The organism is Paenibacillus sp. FSL R10-2778, from assembly GCF_038593035.1.
Lineage (GTDB): Bacteria > Bacillota > Bacilli > Paenibacillales > Paenibacillaceae > Paenibacillus_AQ > Paenibacillus_AQ odorifer.
This window is the reverse complement of record NZ_CP151956.1, coordinates 2,937,346-2,958,962: the sequence shown is the minus strand read 5'-3', so window position 1 is coordinate 2,958,962 and position 21,617 is coordinate 2,937,346. Positions and strand designations below refer to the sequence as shown.

Annotated in this window: 19 protein-coding genes; 3 read left to right on the top strand and 16 right to left on the bottom strand. The window is 42.3% G+C overall.

Features of this window, described 5'->3' with window-relative positions; translation table 11 throughout:
• Positions 1–47: 47 nt before the first annotated feature.
• From NST40_RS12980 to NST40_RS12950, 7 genes are all read right to left on the bottom strand, one after another.
• The gene (locus tag NST40_RS12980; protein ID WP_076275813.1) at positions 48–1,439 is read right to left on the bottom strand and encodes an alpha/beta hydrolase-fold protein; all 1,392 of its coding nucleotides are present in this window, start codon (positions 1,437–1,439) and stop codon (positions 48–50) included.
• 515 nt (positions 1,440–1,954) lie between these two features.
• Positions 1,955–2,677, bottom strand: a complete 723-nt coding sequence (locus NST40_RS12975; protein ID WP_342410755.1) for a sensor domain-containing protein — start codon at positions 2,675–2,677, stop codon at positions 1,955–1,957.
• 155 nt (positions 2,678–2,832) lie between these two features.
• Positions 2,833–3,972 (bottom strand): toxic anion resistance protein, encoded by a 1,140-nt coding sequence (locus NST40_RS12970; RefSeq protein ID WP_076126025.1) that lies wholly within the window; start codon positions 3,970–3,972, stop codon positions 2,833–2,835.
• A 24-nt stretch (positions 3,973–3,996) separates the two neighbouring features.
• Positions 3,997–5,685 carry a VWA domain-containing protein gene (locus NST40_RS12965; RefSeq protein WP_076275815.1) on the bottom strand — a complete coding sequence of 563 codons (1,689 nt, stop codon included), beginning with the start codon at positions 5,683–5,685 and terminating at the stop codon, positions 3,997–3,999.
• Positions 5,686–5,698: 13 nt separating this feature from the next.
• The gene (locus NST40_RS12960) at positions 5,699–6,442 is read right to left on the bottom strand and encodes a hypothetical protein (protein WP_076217794.1); all 744 of its coding nucleotides are present in this window, start codon (positions 6,440–6,442) and stop codon (positions 5,699–5,701) included.
• A gap of 151 nt (positions 6,443–6,593) precedes the next feature.
• Positions 6,594–7,835, bottom strand: a complete 1,242-nt coding sequence (locus NST40_RS12955; RefSeq protein WP_076217795.1) for a molybdopterin-dependent oxidoreductase — start codon at positions 7,833–7,835, stop codon at positions 6,594–6,596.
• Positions 7,836–7,884: 49 nt separating this feature from the next.
• The gene (locus NST40_RS12950; RefSeq protein WP_036686616.1) at positions 7,885–8,763 is read right to left on the bottom strand and encodes a LysR family transcriptional regulator; all 879 of its coding nucleotides are present in this window, start codon (positions 8,761–8,763) and stop codon (positions 7,885–7,887) included.
• 115 nt (positions 8,764–8,878) lie between these two features.
• Between NST40_RS12950 and NST40_RS12945 the strand changes: the two genes are divergently transcribed.
• The gene (locus NST40_RS12945; RefSeq protein WP_076275816.1) at positions 8,879–10,168 is read left to right on the top strand and encodes an adenylosuccinate synthase; all 1,290 of its coding nucleotides are present in this window, start codon (positions 8,879–8,881) and stop codon (positions 10,166–10,168) included.
• A 142-nt stretch (positions 10,169–10,310) separates the two neighbouring features.
• On the opposite strand, the gene NST40_RS12940 is transcribed toward NST40_RS12945, so the two are convergent.
• Both NST40_RS12940 and NST40_RS12935 read right to left on the bottom strand, forming a co-directional pair.
• Positions 10,311–10,499, bottom strand: coding sequence for a hypothetical protein (locus tag NST40_RS12940; RefSeq protein ID WP_036686376.1), 189 nt, complete (start codon positions 10,497–10,499; stop codon positions 10,311–10,313).
• Positions 10,500–10,618: 119 nt separating this feature from the next.
• Positions 10,619–11,860 carry a stalk domain-containing protein gene (locus tag NST40_RS12935; RefSeq protein WP_076217797.1) on the bottom strand — a complete coding sequence of 414 codons (1,242 nt, stop codon included), beginning with the start codon at positions 11,858–11,860 and terminating at the stop codon, positions 10,619–10,621.
• Between the two features lie 167 nt (positions 11,861–12,027).
• Between NST40_RS12935 and NST40_RS12930 the strand changes: the two genes are divergently transcribed.
• Both NST40_RS12930 and thyX read left to right on the top strand, forming a co-directional pair.
• Positions 12,028–12,564, top strand: coding sequence for a GNAT family protein (locus tag NST40_RS12930; protein WP_076217798.1), 537 nt, complete (start codon positions 12,028–12,030; stop codon positions 12,562–12,564).
• Positions 12,561–13,277, top strand: a complete 717-nt coding sequence (gene thyX, locus NST40_RS12925) for an FAD-dependent thymidylate synthase (RefSeq protein WP_342410751.1) — start codon at positions 12,561–12,563, stop codon at positions 13,275–13,277. Before NST40_RS12930 ends, thyX begins: the two co-directional genes overlap by 4 nt.
• Before the next feature lie 51 nt (positions 13,278–13,328).
• Here thyX and NST40_RS12920 read toward each other — a convergent pair whose 3' ends face one another.
• The 7 genes from NST40_RS12920 to NST40_RS12890 form a co-directional block, all read right to left on the bottom strand.
• The gene (locus NST40_RS12920) at positions 13,329–14,735 is read right to left on the bottom strand and encodes a GNAT family N-acetyltransferase (RefSeq protein WP_342410750.1); all 1,407 of its coding nucleotides are present in this window, start codon (positions 14,733–14,735) and stop codon (positions 13,329–13,331) included.
• A gap of 298 nt (positions 14,736–15,033) precedes the next feature.
• Positions 15,034–16,383, bottom strand: coding sequence for a PQQ-binding-like beta-propeller repeat protein (locus NST40_RS12915; protein ID WP_342410749.1), 1,350 nt, complete (start codon positions 16,381–16,383; stop codon positions 15,034–15,036).
• A 698-nt stretch (positions 16,384–17,081) separates the two neighbouring features.
• Positions 17,082–18,065, bottom strand: a complete 984-nt coding sequence (locus NST40_RS12910) for an ROK family protein (RefSeq protein WP_342410748.1) — start codon at positions 18,063–18,065, stop codon at positions 17,082–17,084.
• Between the two features lie 16 nt (positions 18,066–18,081).
• Complete coding sequence (locus NST40_RS12905; protein ID WP_038570497.1) at positions 18,082–18,768, bottom strand: N-acetylmannosamine-6-phosphate 2-epimerase; 687 nt, start codon at positions 18,766–18,768, stop codon at positions 18,082–18,084.
• 8 nt (positions 18,769–18,776) lie between these two features.
• Entirely contained in the window at positions 18,777–19,694 is a 918-nt protein-coding gene (locus NST40_RS12900; RefSeq protein WP_342410747.1) for a dihydrodipicolinate synthase family protein, read from the bottom strand.
• Positions 19,695–19,752: 58 nt separating this feature from the next.
• A complete protein-coding gene (locus tag NST40_RS12895; RefSeq protein WP_051491452.1) occupies positions 19,753–20,640 on the bottom strand; it encodes a carbohydrate ABC transporter permease in 888 nt (295 codons plus the stop codon).
• Between the two features lie 12 nt (positions 20,641–20,652).
• A complete protein-coding gene (locus NST40_RS12890) occupies positions 20,653–21,501 on the bottom strand; it encodes a sugar ABC transporter permease (protein ID WP_052097471.1) in 849 nt (282 codons plus the stop codon).
• Positions 21,502–21,617: the final 116 nt, after the last annotated feature.

Sequence of the window (21,617 nt, the reverse complement as noted above, 5' to 3'; positions counted from 1 at the left end):
AGGGTGGAATTCCCTGATTATCAGCCAGGGAATATGAATTTCCATGACTACTTCGTAGTAAAGATTATACGAATTACATCCTCCTGAGTCTCCTTAATTTTATATATACCGATTTTTTCAGCAGCGCTCACTAACGCTGAGATATACTCAGGAGTTGAATTTATTTTTCGAGCAGAGGCCTTCAGATTAATGGAGAACTCATCACCGTTCTCGTCAACATCAAGAGATTTCACATAAACTTTAAATACCTTTACATAATGCTCATAGTTAACCAAATGTTCTTCAGTAACACCTTGAAATGAAACATTTACTTTCAAGGATTCCGGCTTCAGGAAGCTCACCTTACCTGCCTTGTCTACCTGCCCTACTTCAGGATTCAACACTTGATATTCAACTCCGTCAAGGATTGTAAAATCCATCTCATTATCCATAGTGACTAGTAAATTAAGACGTATATCGATAGCTTCTGGTCCGATTAATGTCAGATAGTCACTTACTTCATGCTTGATCGTTTGTCCAGCCTCTTTCCCGGCAAACATTATCAATGGACTATGTACACGTCTATTCCATGACTTCTCTTCATGTGTACCCAAAGGGTCCATCTGAAAGAATAGGTCCTTACCTGATACAAATCCCTTCGACTTTAACACATTCACAAGCGGATCAATTGGCATTCCTTCGGTTACACCCATGTCGAGCCAAATCTTCAATGCAGGCTTCCCGGACTCTTTCGCCAACTCATCCAATATACTCCCATTGCTTACCCAAGTGGCAGGGGATAAAGCCCCTATCGCTGAGAAGGTCTCCGGGTGCTGATACCCCATCCATAAAGCCTGAATAGCACCGAATGACGATCCCATTATCATCCGGTGATCCCGATCGGGAATGGTCCGGTAAGCGCCATCCACATAGGGAATAACTGTATTGATAAAATATTGGGTAAATTCGGCTGCACTCGCTCCATCCGAAGGAATAGACTCGTCCGGAAATGGAACATACTCCATTCCCCGTTCTGATCCATCACTTGAAGCGACTCCTATCACGATAACCTTCTCCATGGTTCCATCAGCAACGAGCTGATCAATAATCTCCTCAACTCTCCATTCTTTGCCTAAAGAGCTGGTATTTGTATTGAAAATATTCTGCCCATCGTGCATATACACAACAGGATAACGCTCACTGTCAGCTTCATACCCTGCAGGTAAATAAACAAATATTCTCCGCTCACCTATATTTTCTATGTGCACAGTACCTTTTGCCGCCCCCACATTGGTTGGGTTCTCCGATGCATTAGAAGTATTGCTTATCGTTGGATTGGGGGTTGGTGATGTAGCAACTTTTTCATTTACATTTTCGTTACTGGAACATCCCGAAAGCGCTAACAAAACTAATACTGCAAACCCCAAAAAGCTCCATCTAAATAATCCATTTGAATGCATAGAACCCCTCCTGATTTTTTGTTCAAACGTTTTCACAACTCTCATTATACAGGATTTATATGGGATTATGAACATTTTTTCACAAGTTGGGGGAGCGTTATAAAGCGCTCAAGTTTAATTGTATTTCATACAACTATAATCCAATAGAACGCTCGATCACTGGATATAAGTGTATTTCATGCAGCTATTTTCTGAAATTACTCCCTTATAAGTGGATTCTCTAGTTTTTAGTTGTATAAAGTGCAGTTAAAGTCAGGATTATTCTTTTGGCACTCGAAATAACTGCACAAAGTACAGCTATTTCGCACATTCCATCAACATCCATCACCAGTAACCGACACTAAAAAAAATCAATGAAGCAATCAGGCAGCCTCCACTAGCTCATCATTTGCAAAAGCAAACCTCCCCGCAGACCAAAAACACCAGACAGTGATTCTCCACGAACTGAAGGATCATTGTCTGGTGTTTTATTCAGATTCAGTAAGGGTTGTTTGGAGACAATCTCTTCTTTCCAATTAGTACTGTTGTCTTTCCTCGTAGGATACGAACAGCATTCTACGTTGCACATCCATAAGCATACGAATTACCCAACTTGCTAACAAGGCAACAACAAATCCAGCTACTACATAGGAGATATATTGTTGGGATAATGTCCAGTCGATCTGGAACAAAGCAAACACACTATTCTCTAAAATGTTCAAATCCATGGTTTGCAAGAAAATCTGGTGCAGCACAGGTAGTGTAATCAGGCCCAGTGCAGCCGCTACTACAGTTACTGTTATTGAAAAGAAAATAATGCTGGATACGAATCGACCCATAATCAGCATGACGTTACGGGCAAACTTCGCTCCATGAAAACCTAACTTCATTCGTTGCAGGAAGCCCGCTCCCTCTAGCTGCATATCCGATCTGGCCTCTTCACTAGGTCTAGGAATATCTAACAATGATCTGACCAGCTCTTGCTCAAATTGTACGATGTAATCCAATCCCTTAGCTACTGCAAAAAACAAAGGAATTCCGATAAATATTGGGGTTAACGCAATGGATAACGTCAGCCCTGTCACCATAAACACGAAATATACAATCGTAAGCGGCAAAGAGATTAAGAAGTATAAAATACTCCGATATATCTTTGGACTTGCTCCACGTTTGCGCGTTTTAGATTGGGGTTGGGATTCTGCTGGAATATGCATGGAATCAAGAGCTCCCATCGGCATAGTGTATAACTTATCATTCATTTCTATTGTCCTTTCTCTCACGTTTTTCAATTAATCTCATTATACGTGGGAAAAAGAAGGCTCAAAACAGTCTTGGGGCTGGAGTCATACCAGACTAAAGGCTAGGATTTGTTGCTTCAAAGCGCATAATTAACCAGATTTATGATTTTGCTAGGCTACAACCCCAACTTATTTCCCTTTTCCAGCCGTACAATCTGCTGTTCGCCATTATCTGCCAGCTCTCTGAACTGATTAATGGTTTCACGCATTTTGGGGAGAGCTTCCTGCTTATAAGTACTGATGGAATCGAGAGCGGATAGCACATCTGTAAAAGCTTGCTTTAATGTATCCACTGAAATACTTGATTCTAACGACTGTTTATGGATTTCCGCCCCTTGGTTTTTCAACATTTTTGAGGTACCGCTGATCAGGCTATCGGTGGTTTGATTTAAAAGTTCGATCTTTTTCAAAACAATTCGTTGATTATACAGCGCACTAGCTACCGTAACCGATATTTTCAAGGCAGACACGGTAACATTTCTAGCTCTGTCCACCCCTCTGATCAGCTCTTTATTATTTCGAATAACCACCTCTATGGCCATAATTCCTTGTTGATTCACTACAAGCATCTGTTGCAAATCCATGACACGCTGCCGCAACGGAAAAAGCACTTCTTCTGTAATGAACCGAACTTTCTCCTCATCCTCATCACGCAGCTTAGCCGCTTCCAGTTGCGTCTCTATTTCCTGATCCATCAGCATGCCGAGCTGAATTTCTTTTTGCAGCTTTTTTGTAAGTTCCCGAAGTGCCTGTTGCTCAAATTCCAGCGTAGTATTATCGTTCTTCAAAACGGTCTTACCCTTGTCTAAAGAAATTATAATATCTGAAATGACAGCATCCGCCTTTTGATATTTAGCAAAATAACTACGTAATGGATTAAAGAACTTCCCAAGAAAACCCGTCTTGGCAAAATCTACTGCACTGGGATCCAAATCCTTCAGCTGGAGATTAAGCTCCGTCAAACCTTTTGCTACTTGGCCGCCTTCATCCCCTGTCTTTGATAAATTCCCCACTGAAACCTGCAACAGGGAGTTTTTGTCCGAAGAGGATCTCATCGTTTCCATACCGAAGCTATCAATGGATTGCAGCACCGCTTTCCGCTTATCCAGTGACTCTAAATTCAGATCCAGAATGGCGGAGACATTGTTTACTGCCAGTGCTTTCAGTTGTGATACTTCCTCAGGCTCAGGTTTGACCTGCTCTTCAATTACTGATTTCAGCTTTTCCTGACTTACGACTTCCATAGTAAACGACATAGAACCCCTCCTATAAAAAATAGCTTACATTTGAACATTGAGCAGGTTGCCGATTTTATAGACTACATCATCTGTATCTGCATTGATGTTGGCCGCTTCATTTATACTCGAAATACTCTCAAGCGCCTTGATATTCGCATTGTAGCCAATCGTGTAAATCGGGATTTTGTAGGTCTCAATAAGACCTCTGATATCATTCAAGGAATGCCCTTCATTGGTCTCTCCATCACTTAATACAAAGATCAACGGCTTCAAATCCGGATTTAGCTGTAATTCCGTTTGAAGCATATGGATGGCTACCGCGATCCCGTCAAAAGTAGCCGTCCCCCCATTTGCTTGAAGACTATCAATCGCACCAACAAACATGGACTGCTGGTTCGTGTCATATTTTCCAATTGGAAGATTGATTGTAACGTTATCAGAGTAAGAGACAAAACCAATGCTGTTATCCTTGCCCAAGTACTTCTGGCCTGTTAATAAAGATTGCTTTAAGCGGTTCAAGGGTTCCCCGTTCATACTTCCTGAGACATCTGCCACAAATACTGCGGCGATAGGTTTATTGCCATTTTTCTTCTCTTTCCACAGCTTCTGAGCTGAGGATATGAGACTGCCATCCACTGTACTAAGCTCTGATTGGTAATCATTAAGACCATTGAAGCCTTTTTTCTCACCCAGCTCCTGGTATTTATCCTGTTCAACAAACTCAGCAAACTTCTTAATAATATCGAGTTTTTCCTGAGGAAGATCACCCAAAGCATAAAGCGGGCTGTCATGTCTTACACCAAAAGGAGTGAATACATACCCCCCTTTCAAATCTGTTGCATTCATAAAGATCTGGTATTCTAAGACAAAAGCATCAAGCTTACCGGTTTTTGCAGCCTCTCGCATCTGTAAAGTGGTTGAGGCAATAAAGGGAACATTTGCTTGGAATTTCTCAAAGCCCTGCACCGCTTGCTCTCCAAGTAAGTCTGAACCGCCAAACGTCCCAAGCGCTGTTACCAGAAAGTTTAAACCCGTAGAACTGGCAAAAGGGTCGGTATAGCCCATTGATAATTCATTATTTGCTATGGCATCTGTAACCGTCTTGACGTTTAAAGAACCGTATTTCTCTATTAGTTCATCATATTTCGCCTTACTGGTAACAATACCAGCTACATTACCTACAAGACGTTTAGTGATTAGCTGAGTGTTCATCCCGTTTGCTTTTACCATTTCGCCCCACAGCTCATTTGAAGGGGTAAAGGCATCTGGCACATACTTCCCAGATCTTATGTAATCTGTCGCTGTACCTGAAGCAATATTACGGATTTTCACAGAAACATGACTCCCGTTCACCTCAATATTAGAGTTGTTAAAATCTGTAGCAACTTCATTTAGCCAACCATCATTACCCGTTCCTGATTTCTCTGTAGAAGAAAATATCTCTACAAAGCTATCTGTTGTATTGTCTACGGATACAGGAAACTTTGAGATATCTGGTAGTGAATCCCCAATCGCGACAGGGTCCAGATCAATCTGGCCTTTGATTTGCTCAGCAGTGGTCACGTTTATGTTCTTATATAGCTTCTCAAGCTGCTTCCCCGCATCTTCGGAAGAAATCTGGGTTTTGGTTTTTCCTATATTAGAAGTCAAGGTGATTCCAAAATACACGAGAGCAAAAACTACCACCGTAATGGTCCCTAAAACTGCTACTGTTTTTCCTTTATTAGCCATACACATCTCCCCTTCATTGCTTATAGAATTTCGTCTGCTTGATCAGCTCATCGATTTCCTTCATACAAGGCATCTCTTCAACATCTGTATAATCTGTACTGTCAAGTAGCGATATTTCCAGCAGCAGCTTATCCAGCTTCAGCAGAATCTCTTCATTTGCCCCAAGATACCCTGTTACGTAGGCTAAATATTCATTGTACAAAGCTGTCTTTTTTTGCACCAGTTTATCTGAGAACTGCGAGGGTCTATGCTGGCTGGAGAAAAGGGTGAACTCTGAGGCATCAAATACACTGAGTTTATTCAGAATCCCTCGAATGTTCAGGTAAAAAAGCTTTGCTACTTCATAACTGACTGCATTAAATTTTTTGAAGCTAAGTTCAGTGGATTCGAATCTCTGACCTAAAACATCTAACAAGGTACTTCTCTTCTTTTCCATCCGGGATATCTGATCTAGAGCAAGCGCAATGTCTTTTTTCAGCACTTTGACATTTTTGTATTGAGTAAGCGCGGCTATATAATCCTCATAAGATTTCAGTGTTTTCACAGCAGGGATAGATGAAGGTTTAAACAATAAAATATAACTTCCATAAAGAACAACAAGTAGACTAACAAACAACAATGTCACACCTAAAGCTATTTCAAATACACTGGTTCCTCCGATTTCCACCCCTAATAAACCTGGTGACAACACGATAATGTTCAGTAGTACCACACCGAGAATAAGTCCCAACAGCTTTATGGCTCTAACCCCGTTCATCACAACCACCTCCTGCATCCAGTCACTTCTATTGTATGGAGCAATTTCTGTTATTACGTCTCTTCATTTGCTATATGCTAAAAAAATAAGGAATTAATCAACAAAAAAACCTTAACAGGCAATAAGCCCATTAAGGTTAACGATCCCTATTTTATACCCACGCATCATTTGAATACCCGCGTTGCTCCCAATATCCCGTATGATCGCCTTCGATCAGCTCAATCCGGTTCAGCCACTTCACAGACTTGTATGCGAACATCTTCGGAACGATTAACCGTACAGGACCGCCGAGATCGCTAGGAATCGGCTTTCCATCATGCATTACCGCGACCAGCACATCATCCATGTCGGCTTGTTCCAATGTGAGCGTATCCGTGTATACACCATCACCCGAATAGAATTTCACAGTCTTAGCTGTGGGCTTCACACCGGCCTGACTCAAAAGATCTTTTAGCTTGATTCCTTCCCAGGTATTCTTATAGACTGACCAGCCCGTCACGCAGTGAAAATCACTCACCTGAACGGTCCGCTTAAGTTTTACGAACTGTTCCCAGTTCCACTTGAAATTCTGCTCCACAAGCCCATCTATCGTAAAAGACCAATTGTTGTTCGTAAACTCTGGAATCGGAGTGACTGTGTAAACACGGAATTGTCCTTGCGCCCCTCCTCCGAGAGGGGGTGAGGATGCCGCCAGTGGCTGGGGTGCAGGCAACAACTGATTACGATCACTTTCGATCAGCTTATCAATTGTTTCGCTGCCCCCAATATTTCCAATTGAACTGCCGAGCCATTTTATAAACGATGGACCTATAGTGACCGCAAGCCCAACACCAATCGATCCGCGTATGAAAGCTCTACGTGTATAAACCGGCTGCGGGGGTTCCCGATGATTCGAAGGGCTGCCTGTCTCAATGCCGCTTTTCACTATCCGCCGGCTCGGTTCTTTAAGCCATTTTACTCGAGTCAAAGAATGATAAATAATATAAGGAAGGCCTATCCAGGTCAATAAGTCATGGACGATCAGAGCAACGTTCGATACATGTGGACCCACCACGCGGAATTGCCAGAGTAGCACTCCTGAAACGAACCAGCCGAGCAGCAATGAAAGTACAACGATTACATTAAAACGTTGCCAAGGCCGCTCCTTCAGTTGTTTCCAATGTTTCCCTGCCAGCAGCAAATAATAAATAACCGGAATAATCGAAGCGACACCGACCACGATATGAAGCCCTTTGATCCATACTCTGCCTTCCCCTAAGAAGCCACGCCAGAAGCCACCTACAAGCACAAGTCCTGTGAGTGTGAGCAACACAACCAGCCAGCCATTCCAGGTATGAAGCGCCCGAAGCTTTTTCCCGTATCCCTTTCGCAGCCGAGCCAGTAAAGGATTCATTACCTTTCCTCCTCTTCACTATGTATGCTCTAGTAGCTCTTTCCTGATTCTACTCTAATAATGTTAGAAAAGACTTTGAAGCAGCTGTAAGAGGAACTCCACGCAGGGTAGCAATTCCTATGTTACGTTCTGGCAAAGGTGGGTCCAGAGGAATCTCGACAAGCTCACCTTTCTTCAATTCTTCGGTTACGTAATCACGAATAACAAAAGCAAGGCCAAAACCACGTTTCGCAAACTGAACAAGCAAATCCACACTTCCCAGTTCAAATTCAGGTGTAATCGTCAGATGATTAGAAGCTAAAAACTGATCCATATACTTTCTGGTGCTGCCACCCGCTTCTAAGCATAACAACGGATACTGCTGAATGTCTGCAAGCGGCATGGTCTTGTCCGCCAAATGACGAAAACCTTTGCCCCCTACCAGGCAATCTTGAAGCTGAGTACTTTTGCGAAAATCAATCTGTTTATCAGATGTCGGCAAGCTGACGATACCAAAATCAATTTTCCCTTCTTTTAAAAGCGTAAGTGTTTCTGGTGTCGTACGATTCGTAATATGAATGCGGATATTGGGAAATTGTTCATGAAATTGCTCCAAAAAAGGTAACAGATAATATTTGCATAAGGTGTCACTTGCTCCGATATGAATCTCGCCGCTGTTCAGATTGTTCATATCTGCGATCGCTCTTTCGCCCATGTCTACATGATGAAAGGCTTGCTCAATAAAGCTAAGCAGTACTTTTCCTTCTGTTGTTAGATCGACCCCGCGAGAAGTGCGAAAAAATAACGGGCCGCCCATTTTTTCTTCCAATTGTTTAATCGTGTGACTTACTGCCGGTTGTGTAATATTGAGTCGTTCTGCCGCAGCAGTTAAACTCCCAGTATTCGCTACCCAATAAAAAGAGCGATACCACTCCAAATTAATGTCCATCCCCACGTCATTACTCCACCTTATAATAGATATAACTTATATCAATTTTTCTAATGATTTAACTAGCATTATACTTAGTCCTGTAGCCAAAAACAAGCTTGGGAGGCGAAAACGCGTGACCGTAATTGCAATTGTAGGAGCAAACTGGGGCGACGAAGGAAAAGGAAAAATGACGGATGTGCTAGCTGCACAATCTTCCTTTGTCGTTCGTTTTCAAGGTGGTAGTAATGCTGGGCATACCATCATAAACCAATATGGAAAATTTTCATTGCATATGCTGCCATCTGGGGTATTTTATCCTTCCGTTACAAACATTATTGGACCCGGAACAGCACTTGATACAGAAGTATTAATAAAAGAATTGAAAGCTTTAACGGATAGAGGTGTGCCAAAGCCTAGATTATTCGTATCCGAACGGGCGCAAATCGTGCTTCCAATCCATCGTTTGTTTGATGAACTAGAAGAGGAACGTCTGGGATCTCAAGGATTCGGTTCAACAAAACGGGGAATCGCACCATTTTACGCAGATAAATATGCAAAGCTAGGCATACAGGTAGCGGATTTATTTGATACCGCCCGACTTGAGAAACGTCTTGAACAATTACTCGCTTCCAAAAATATTTTACTTGAGCATTTATATAAGAAAGCGCCGATCCAAATCTCGGAATTAATGATTCAGCTGCAAGAAGAAGCTGCACAGCTAGCGCCTTATGTAGCCAATACAACAGACTTGCTGCAAGAGGCTTATGCTAAGGGGGAGACTATCTTACTTGAAGGTCAGCTTGGGGCTCTGCGTGATCCTGATCACGGTATTTATCCTTACTCCACCTCCTCTTCAACACTTGCCGGGTTTGCACCTGTCGGTGCCGGTCTTCCTGCAGCAGCTATCACGAATGTCATCGCTGTGACCAAGGCCTATTCCAGTTGTGTCGGCGCTGGACCTTTTGTTACGGAATTAGAAGGGCCCGTTGCGGATGAACTTCGTACAAGAGGTGGCGATGCCGGGGAATTCGGGGCTACGACTGGCCGTCCTAGACGTATGGGCTGGTTTGATGCTGTAGCTACTCGTTACGGTTGCCAAATGCAGGGTGCCACTGAAGTCGTGTTGACTAATCTTGACGTGCTTGGTTATTTGGATGAGATTCCAGTTTGTGTGGCTTATGAGCTTGAAAATGGAGAGATCACCGACAAGTTCCCGGCTACGAATAAACTGAACTCTGCAAAACCGATATTCACGCATTTATCTGGCTGGAACTGCGATATCTCTCAGATCACCGACTTCGAAGATCTGCCAGAACAAGCTAAGCTTTACATTGATTTTATTGAAACCTCTATTGGCACGCGTATTACTACGATTTCCGTGGGTCCTAGACGCGAACAGGTCATTAATCGGATAACGAAATAATCATATACGTACTAAATCTCTGTAAAATTTAAAAGAAGCGCCTCTCTTATTAGAGAAGTGCTTCTTTGTTTTATTCATGAGAAGGGCTGCCTCATACGTAGAAAAATCCACTTTTGAGACAGCCTCTTTTTGTGTACTCTTTTTAAATCAACACGGCATCCACTTTCGTCTGCGGAGCCTTGTCACAGCGTTTACAGACCTTAACGACTGCTCCATCCGTTTTTTTCTTGGGATAAAGCAGCTTAATACGGGTGTTCTGACAGATTGGACAAGTCCCCCTGCCCCTTGATGGTAAATTCCAAAGTGCATGTCCACGTTTTGACTTTGCCATGAATAAACCCCTCATTTCGGCCAACAATAGTCAACACTTTAATTCTGAAAGTGCTTCTCCAAAATGATATGTCGCAAAGACAGGCTCTATGACTAAAGTAACGCAGAAGTTAGGAAGAATTAATTCGTATAAATCATGGAGACAACACCGTTCGTAAAGGTAACATAGTTATAATTACCATACTGCCAGGTCTCCACTTGAATGCCACTACCTGATAATGTGGATTTACTTATAGGCTTACCCCAACTAAACTCCACTTGTTGCTTGGTCATCCCAGTAGCAACTATGCTCTTTTTAATCTTACTCCAAATCGCATCCGACCACTTATAGGTCTTAAATGGATCCGTTGTTAAGAAATATTCTTTATTTCCTAATGTACGGATCAACTCATCCCCCGACATTGTATAAGAGTTAAGAATTTGCCCCGTTGATAAAACCTTAAATGAAATGGCGAATTCACCTTCATAATCAGGTAGAATATCTACAATAGTGACTTTTTGGAACTTATAATCGGAGTCGAATTGATTGAGCCAATATGTTTTTCCAATGAACTTAACGAGGTTTCCTTGTTCTTCTTTCTTAAAAATCTGCGCAGTTTGTTTCGTATAGGCGAACAACTCTGCTTTGCCGAAGTAGATCTCCATCGTCTGATAATTTCCATCCCAAATTAACTCTGCTGACAGTGCAGTCTTTAAAAGCGTGGCAGGAAAAACTGTAGATCCGTCGATCTTTTGCACTTTACCACTCATTTTGACCTTCGCACCATTCACCATTGCAATATCGCTTCCGAGTTGAAGCTGTATTGGCAAATCTCCTAGGCGAATGCTAAAGATTTTAGTTGCTGTATTAACTTGGACTGTTGCTCCCAACGTTTGAAAAACCGATTGAACCGGCAAATACATTGTTCCATTAACAAATGCACCTTGATCAATATCATGGTCCGCACTGATCGAAACTTTTATTGTTTTGGTATCTGATCCTGAAATGACCGTTACGTTCGTTTCTCCTACCGCTAAGGCTTTCATTGTGCCATCGGCTTGCTTTTGCAGCAAATAAGGTTTTTCAATTACGACATTTGCTTGAGCTAATGGAACGCGTTCGGATATGCCATCGACATCTTTAGCATAGATTTGTACCGGAACATTGTCCCCAACAGTGATTTCGGTAGCATCCATCTGAAAAATCAAATCTTCAACCTGCGGATTGCCTTCATTGTATGATGACGAAACTGAACTGGCACTCCGTAAAATACTACCTTGATCGTAATCGACGTTACGCGTATCTGCCGCCTTCACTGTATGTATTGGACCCAACATAGATACTGCTAACGCTGCAGTGATGCTCCATTTAATAGCTTTCATTTCCCTTACATCCCCCTCTAAATATATAAACCTTAATTACTGTATCACAATTCCACAATTTTACTAGAGAAAAATTTACAGAAATATTTTTTTGTATTTCTAGTGAATTTACTCCGTGATAATTACAGAGTCTTCCATTATAATCATGGATTAGGAGGTATTAACTCATGGAAATAATAGCCGACAGATTGATATTAAGAGATTATACAAGCAATGATTTTTCTTTTTATGAAGAACTGGAACTTAATCCTTTGTCTCACAAATATGAAAACACCGCACCAGATGCAAAACAAATTAAAGAGAACTTCCTTTCGATTCTGACTCAGACTACCAGCGATCCGCGTGAGCATTATGATCTAGCAGTATGTACAAAGCAAAATAGAACCCCCATAGGCAACGTAAGTATAAAGTTAAATTGGGAAGAGATCAGAGAGTGGGAGGTTGGCTGGGTCCTACTGCCGGAATACTGGAAAATGGGCTATGCGACAGAAGCCGTCAAAACACTGATAGGCTACGCCTTTAGCTCTCTTAATGCCCATAGAGTCGTTGCCTATGCCAATGCAGAGAATCTTCAATCTGAAAAAGTTATGATTAGAGCAGGAATGATTAGGGATGGAATCCTCAGAGAGACTAGATTTTGCAATCAACAATGGTGTGACGAACTCATTTACTCTGCTTTGGAACAGGAGGCTACATTAAATTGACAACAATCAAAGTTTTAAATGAAGGTTATGTAAGATTAGTAGATCATATGGGCTCAGATTTAACGGTTGCTAACGCTGCGCGTGTTTCTTATGCAAAACAATCTTTTGAGCTTAGTAATCGGGATATTAAACTAATAAAATTCCTTGCCCGTGAAGGACATACCTCTCCTTTCCGCCATGCCATCACTCAATTTGAGGTTTATGCCCCATTAATGGTTGCGAGACAGTGGTGGAAATACGTAGTCGGTTCTGCTCATTACGAAGGTACTGGAGATAGCTTGGAAGCCTGGAACGAATCCAGCCGAAGATACATAACAGAAGAACCCGTTTTTTATCAACCTGCTGCGGGAGAATGGAGATCCAAACCAGAGAATTCCAAACAAGGCAGTGGTGACATCATTGCATGGGAGCTTGGTGAAAAATACACCCGTGAGCTTCAAGAATACACCGAGTTAGGATTATCTAAGTATGAAGCAGCTTTAGCAGATGGCATATGTGCTGAACAAGCAAGACTGTTTCTACCCGCTTATGGATTATTCGTTCGTTGGTACTGGACAGCTTCAGTTCAATCTGTAGCTCATTTTTTAAATCAAAGACTGGAGCATGACGCTCAGAAAGAAATTCAGGAGTATGCAAAAGCAATTTTATCGCTGATTGAGCCACTATTCCCTGTCTCTTTTGATCAGCTGCTGGCTACCGGTTCTGTAGATTAATTTATTTCCTTATAAAAAAGAGCCGCCAAACCCTTGGCGGCTTTTCCCTTTTCACACTACCAACCCTCGTATAACTTCAAACTCGTCCCTACTGACTTCAACGAACCCGAGTGATGTATATAAATTCGTAGCACGTTCGTTCTCGATCCGATGGCCAATAACGATTTTGTCGCAAGGATGTTCTGCTTTAATATAACGAATTAAGGTATCCATACCCGTTCTGCCTAAACCCCTGTTCTGATATTTCTGGTCAATCATAAAAGCCATAATCCAATAACTTCCATCCTCAGGATCTACGCTATACACAGAGAAACCTACCAATTCTTCATCTGCGTATAAAGCGAGCGGGGTCATACCACAATAAGCTGCTTCTGCTAACCAATAGACCACCGGTACAGGAAAAATAGACTTTTGCTCATCCGATACTTCTAATTGAGTACAAGCGTACCAGTTTTTTTCAGTAATATCCTTCAGCACTATATGTGGTTGAAAGCCGGTTCGTAATCGGTCACAAACTCTTTCTAATTTCAGTTTAAGTTGTTTCGCCCAATCCGGGAAAATAGAATCATCCGTATTCTCCATACACCGAAGTAATCTAGCAAAACTGTATAAGTCTGCAAATCTTTGAAATTCAGGTATCAACTTCATATACTCATCATCTAGCTGCTTAACCGATCTATATCCATTAATAAAATGGTCAATGTTTCTTCTACTCTCATTATCATCCGATTCCGTCAGGTCTCTTAACGCCGATGTAATATCCATCGCAAACCAGTGATACATAGAGTCATCAAAATCGATGGCACTGTAGCGGGATTCTTCTTGCATATAAAAGATATTATCCATCTCAAAATCATAATGTATGAGCCCAGTATGCCCCACTCCAAAAGGAAGCTCTGATAGCCAAGCTTCAATCCGCTCATATTCCTTAAGCGCCTTATGCTCCTCAGGATGCCTGCTCAATACGGAATAAATAAAATTCAATGAATCGACCCAGCTTTTGCGATAAGGTGTGCTCGGTGCATAGGTTTCCGAAAAATTATGCAGACGTGCAAGCGATTGGCCCCATTGATAAAAATGAGGTTCCTTCATCTCATCAAGTGAAACATATTCACCCTGGGCCTGTTCAAAAACTACCCCGTGATATCGCCCGTGATCCGTTAACAACGTCTCAATCCAATTACCAGACTTAGAACGCACAGGAGCGACGGTCTCATAACCTTGTTCTAATAAATACATCATAAAATCCAGCTCTGCCTGGATATTGTCTGCAGAATTATCCTCTTCATGAGTAAACCTTAAATAAAAGCGTTTACCATTCCACTGAAAGGTATAAATAAAATTGCTGCTGGCCCTTACCATCTTTAAGGTTCCAGGCTCATGATTCCAATACTTAATCATCTCTTTAGCAGGAAGATCGTTCTCCGTTCCCCGCACCATGTTCATTAAAGTCATCATTGTCCGATAGTGCCTCCTGCTTCATGACGGATTTAATTTTGGGTTCCCCCATTAACATTATCGGTAAATTATTCTATTAAATCAAGGGAATTTGATAGGCTCTATTATTTCTGAAAAAAGAAAAGTGTTCAGCTTAAACTTCAGTTTGTCATACTTGATTTCAAACTCAGCATGATCTCCGATAGCATGAGAAATCTGCACACTTATCCCCAGCGTATTCTCCGTCAAGTACCACCTTATATCCACTTCACTAGTATCTGCGTGCTGAAGTGAAGTCAACAATTCCTCATCTGATCTTTCAGTAAGAATATTTCTTTTGCTCAATAATATCGGATTGAGTTTCGCTTTGCTTCAGCTCCTTCAAGTTAAACAAAGATCTGGCGCTTTCACCAATCGTTTCCCAGTTGAATTTCTCCCCCAGTACTGTTGTCCAACCTTGGGACTGCCCGATGGAGCTTTGCAAATGAAGTTCCCATTTAGGCTCCATCTTAGCCGTCCAATAGGAGGACAGGACGTAAATCACTTCATCATTTGCCAAAATCACCGAATGAATGGAACCTTTGATTGCGGTCTCCGCTAAATGCACTCCTTTTCGGGAAAAAATATCAACAACGGAGTAGCTTTCAATCGAGTTATCCATTAAGCGACTTTGAATAACGTTGCCGCATCGGCCGAGAATTGGCTGAGTTATTGCAAAACCTTTAGTTTCCGCTTTCCATAGCTGTTCACCGTCTCGCGTTAAACAAATGAATTCCCCACCGGTCAAATTCACGTATAAATTACCGTCTGCGCCCAGGGAAGGGCTGGTGTCAACGTAACTTTCCTCCGGTTGGTATATCCATTTCACTTCGCCATCCGGAGCAATGGCATATAACTGGCTAGAAAGACACCCATACATAACCCCATCCTGATCTATGACAGGGGGACGGTGCCCTTCTCCTTGACCCATCCGTTTCTCCCACAACAACTCTCCATCAGGACTAAAAGCATAAAGTTTGGAATTCACATTTTGACCAATATATATGATTCCTTCACGGGAAATAACCGGATCGCACCAAAATATGGACGAGCACTTGTAAACCCATCTTATGGTTCCATCCGCATCAAAAGCATAGAGTCTCCCAATAATTTGTGACTCATCTTCATATGTACACAGGTAAATATGCCCTTCGCTGTTTACCACCGGCCTGCCATACGGCACACCATCCACTGCGGTCTTCCAATTTATCCGGCCGTTTTCGTCAACCGAAATGAGCTGATTATCTCGAATGCTATTGGTCGCAACCAAAATGGAGGCTGGGCTGATCAGCAGGGGAGACATAAGGGATGCCTTAGTCTCCAATAGCAGCTCCACAGTGTCAGATTCAAAGCAAACCCGAAACAGTTTGCCGTATTGATGATTAAGCTCGAAATCACCCTGCCCCACAGCTAAAATGGCTCTCCCTTGTTCATCCACTGTAAACGAGCTTAATCCATATGAAAAATCCGGCCGCCCCGAGTCAACAACTCGCTTCAAAACTGAAAGCGATGTTGGAGCTCTGAATCGGGATTGTCTGGTCCAATTAGCCTCAATGGGATGAATGGCTAATGGACGATAGCTGCCTTGTTGAAAACTGCCTATTCCTTCGTTGTTTTTATAATCGACCATATTTTTCCCATCCTTTGTTATATAAGTTAAGGGATACAAACTGGAAAATTTGTATCCCTTAAGCCTAATTAAAATCTTAGCTAGGCTGGTTTGGTCAAACAAGTTATCCGAGCCGGACCAGTTAAGGTCGAATTTCCCCGAGTCTTTGGACACATTGAATTCGTCGTAGCGATATCGTGTGATATGCTCACATTAATGAATCATCATCAAAAATTCAACGTAAAAAGCGAAAAACTGCTTCCCATAACATCGGTTAGATGTGTTGATGGTTGAACGAAGGGTTTATTCGGCATTGGGTACTGGGGTGGGCTATAACTAATAAAAGAAACCACATGAGTATTATTCACATGTGGTTCTAACTAAATTATTTTAAAAATTAATCAATCCCAAAATCACACTAATCAATCTTCAATAGCTCAATTACACCGGATCTCAGGAGAATCTGAGGAATGGAATAAATGTATTCTATACAGTTATTTCGTAGGCAAATGCAATCATTTTGACTTTAGCTGCATTTTATACAACTAAAAACACGAGAAGCCACCACTAAGGCTGTAAATCAAGAATATAGCTGTACAAAATACACTTATACCCATCGGCTGGAGGGATTCGAGAAATATAGTTGTACGATGTACAATTAAACTCGCTTCTACGTATTGCTCCATGGCTTTCTATACAGATAGATGGTGAATAGCCCCTTATAGCTCTGCTCTCTTTACTTTATCGGGACTATACTCCCACATCTGCAGCCCCGCACCGATCATTCCACATAAATTACCATGATAGGCTGCTTCAATACGAACATTTTCCAGCATCGATGGCATTACTCTGCCCTTTACTTCCCTTCTAATGCCTTCAAACAAAAGTTCGCCTGCTTCAGCAACTCCACCGCCAATGACGATGACTTTAGGGTTAAAAATATGGATTAATGAAGCAATCGCGGATCCGAGCGCAGCAATCGTGTCTTCCATTAACGCTGTAGCCAGAGAGTCACCTGCCCGCCATCTCGCTATCACTTCCCGTGAGTCTACATTCTCTGGGGACTGGTTATGTAATAAAAGCTTGTCGCGCATGCGACGTGCGATACTTGTGCCTGAAGCATACTGCTCCAAGCAGCCTGTTCCACCACAAACGCATGCAGGCCCTTTGAAATCTACGGACATATGGCCTAACTCTCCAGCCCCACCCCAAGAACCGTGGACAAGATGGCCGTCTACGACTATCGCTCCACCCACGCCCGTACCAAGGGCAAGACAGATAAAATCTTTTACCTCTTTGCCTGAACCTAAATATTTCTCTGTTATTGCTAATACATTCACGTCATTATCAACGATTACTGGAAGTTGAAATTGTGTCAGAAGCAACTCCTTCAAAGCTGTGCCAGCATAGCCAGGGATAAGCTCCGAAGCGGAGCGGATACGCCCCGCCTCCCAATCCATTTGCCCTGCCGATCCTACGCCAATTCCTTGGAGCTGAATTCCCGCTTGTTGTGCTGTTATTTCATCCATTAATGTCCGAATTGCTAGTATAATACGATCCATTGTTTTCGTCTGTCCAGCCAATGTGCTTAGGCTTACAGTATGTAAAACGTCCCCTTGTGAAGAGACGAGTCCGGCATTAATTTTCGTGCCGCCAATATCTACTCCGATCGCATATTCTATATGAGGATCATACCCTTCCATCGCGGACTCACCTCCGTCAGTCATTGAAATTGCTCACGGCCTTAACATATCTCGAAGTGATCAATTGTGGCCTAGTAATTGCACTTCCTACAACAACATAGGATGCCCCCGCATTCTTAGCTTTTGCTGCGTCTTCCGGTGTCCATATCCGTCCTTCCGCAACAACAGGAATGTTCACTAATTTGCTTAATTGTTGAATTAAGACAAGGTCCGGTCCTTCCTGCTGTGTACTGTATGGGGTGTAGCCTGAAAGCGTGGTACCGATGAAATCCACACCTAATTTCTCAGCGGCAAGCCCTTCCTCAAATGTCGAAATATCCGCCATAACCAGCACACCTCTCAGATGTGCATATTCTATTAATGGCTTTACTGACTCTAAGCGTTCTTCCCGATTCGTTACATCAAGCGCAACAATCTCTGCTTTTGCAGAAACAATCGCCTTCACTTCATCTAAGGTTGGTGTTATAAATATGGCTGATCCGGGAATATCCCGTTTAATAAGTCCAATGACCGGTACATTTACTTCTTTTTTGATAGCTACAATATCTGGAACACCATTTGTCCGGATTCCTATAGCTCCTGATTGAACCGCTGCTCTTGCCATTTTAGCCATTGTATCCCCACCATGAAGCGGCTCATGCTCAAGTGCCTGACAGGAAACAATCAGACCTTTCACCGGAAAGATATCACTTATTCGAGTCATTATTAACCCTATCCCTTCGCTTCAAGAATATAATCTAATATTCTATTGTTCAGAGCTTCCACCCGCTCCTGATCGGAATCCTTAATCGGTAAAAGCGGCATTCTTGGCTGACCTGTTTCAAATCCGCGCACACTAAGGATCGCTTTACACGCACCATATAATGAAGGAAAGGATAGCAATTCAACAATGAGATCATTGATGATAAACTGCCATTTCTGCGCCTCAGCCATCTCTCCTTGCACATAACATTGTTCCACTTTTAGGAATAACTCGGGCATCACCCCATAAGTTCCACCAATCCCGCCATCTGCCCCAATACTGCGGCCCGCCAAATACTGCTCATCTGGTCCATTTAAGACTAGAAAATTCTTCCCGCCTGCGGCTTTAAATTGCTGAAGCTCAAACGTGCTCTCCGCCGAAATTTTCACCCCGATTACTTTATCCTGAGCTGCCATCTTAATCAGCAAGCTTTTCGATAATTGAAAGCCTGTAGTTTGCGGGATGTGATAGATAATAAATGGAAGCGCCGTACTATCAATAATCGCCTGCCAATGACTTTCAACACTGTCCGGTGACAGACGATAATAGATCGCTGGAACAGCCGATACGGCATGTGCGCCAACTTTCTCAGCATGGATAGCTAGTTCAACACTGTCTCTTGTAGATGGGGCACCCACGTGAGCAATGATTGTAAGCTCTTTTCCAACCTCTGCTATAACTGCCTCGAGCATTTGTTTGCGTTCTTCTACAGATTGCAGCATACCTTCGCCAGAGCTTCCGCCAACATAAAGACCTTTTACTCCCGTAGAAGCATAATGACGAGCTAATTTTCGGGCTGCTTCTTTATCGATTTCCCTCTCAGCATCATAACTGGAGTACATAGCAATAATAATGCCTTTAAAGGATTCAAGATCATATGATTTCATAAATTACAGCCTCCATCGTTTAATTCATTACTATTAATTTTCGTTGTTATAGGAACAGTTATCCTTTTACAGCCCCCATAGTAATCCCTTGGGTAAAGGCTTTTTGGAACATTAGAAAAATTGCAATCATAGGAATAGAGGCTAACGCAGCACCCGCCATAAGCAATCCATAGTTTGTTGTGAATTCACCCCGAAGAGTCGCTACCCCAAGTGGTAATGTCATCATTGAAGTCGATCTGGTCATGATCAGCTGACTGAAATAATCATTCCAAGAAGTGATGAAAGTAAAGATTGCCAGTGCCCCTATTGCAGGCTTTAACAAAGGTAAAATGATGGTTCCGAACAAACGAATCTCAGAGCTGCCATCTATTTTGGCTGCTTCAATTAATTCTCCTGGAATCGTCTGCGCGAACTGCTTCATTAGGAAGACTCCAAATGGCCAGCCAATCGCCGGTAAAATAAGCCCTTTATACGTGTTGACCCACCCAAAATCTGCAAGCATCGTAAACAGCGGGACAAGAATAACTTGCTTAGGCAATGCCATAGCGGCAACAAACATCGTAAAGATAATCCCTCGGCCAGGAAAAGACTTTTTGGCAAGCACATATCCAGCACAGGAAGAAACGATACAAATCGCTGCCATTTCACAAAAAGCAATGATGAAACTGTTAAACATCCAGCGCTCAACGGGATTCTTAAATAACTCGGTCCAGTTTTGCAGAGTCGGCTTAGCCGGAAACCATTCCGGGGGGATCGTTGTTGCCACAGTCTGAAGCTTAAATGCCCCTGAAACCACCCAATAAAAAGGGAAGATAAAAAACAACGTTGCTAGAATCAACAGGATGGTCGCTAATATTTTTGGAATCGTCAATTCTTTTTTCCATTTGCTTACTTTCTTAGATTGGCCAATAGGTGCTCTCAGTTCTAACGGATTCGTAGAATTCATGATGTCCCCTCCTTAATACTCAACATCACTGCCAAAGTATTTGAATTGAATGATAGAAATGATCCCGATCACAATCGCAAGGATGACACCCATCGCCGAGGCATATCCAAAATGACCGAGCATAAAGGCTTGTTCGTAAACGCCATACATAACAGTCGATGTGCTATACACAGGTCCACCCGAGGTGAGCAACTGAATTAGTGCAAAACATTGAAAGGTGTTGATCGTGGTAATCACGATAATATATAAGTTCGTTGGCATTAGCATTGGCCATAATATTTTCCTGAAAATCTGCCAAGGCGTCGCTCGATCAATCTCAGCTGCTTCTATGTAAGAAGTAGGAATGTTCCCAATAGATGCCACATATAAAATGATCGGCTGCCCTACAGAGGTCGTTATCAGAACCACGATAATAGCAAGCAGTGCAGTCCTCGTATCTCCTAACCAGGATATAGGCTCCATTCCCAAAAAGCTGGTCAAATAATTTAGAATCCCATAGTTCGGATGATAGATCCAGCCCCAAACGACTGTGATGCTTACGACCGAGGATACAGCCGGCAAATAGAACACTCCGCGGAAAAACGATCTGGCAAACTCTTTTTTCTTATAAATATTCATAGAGATAAATAACGAGAAAATAATAACGATGGGTACGGTGATGAGTACAAGCAATAATGTATTTCCCATCGACTTCCTGAAGTTATCATCTTTTATTAAGGAGATATAATTATCGAGGCCAATAAAGCTGAAATCTCTCAAGGAGTAATCAAAGAAACTAATATAGACCCCTTTCACCATCGGATAAGCTACAAAAAGCAGGAAAAACCCAAATGCCGGCACTAAAAAGAGATAACTCATCATCCAGTCGCGAATCACATAACCTTTTATTTTGCGAACCGTTGTCCCCACAGTCCTTCCCCATTTCTTCGATGATTTAAAAAGAAAAGAGTGCTTCCCGCACTCTATTCTTTTGGACA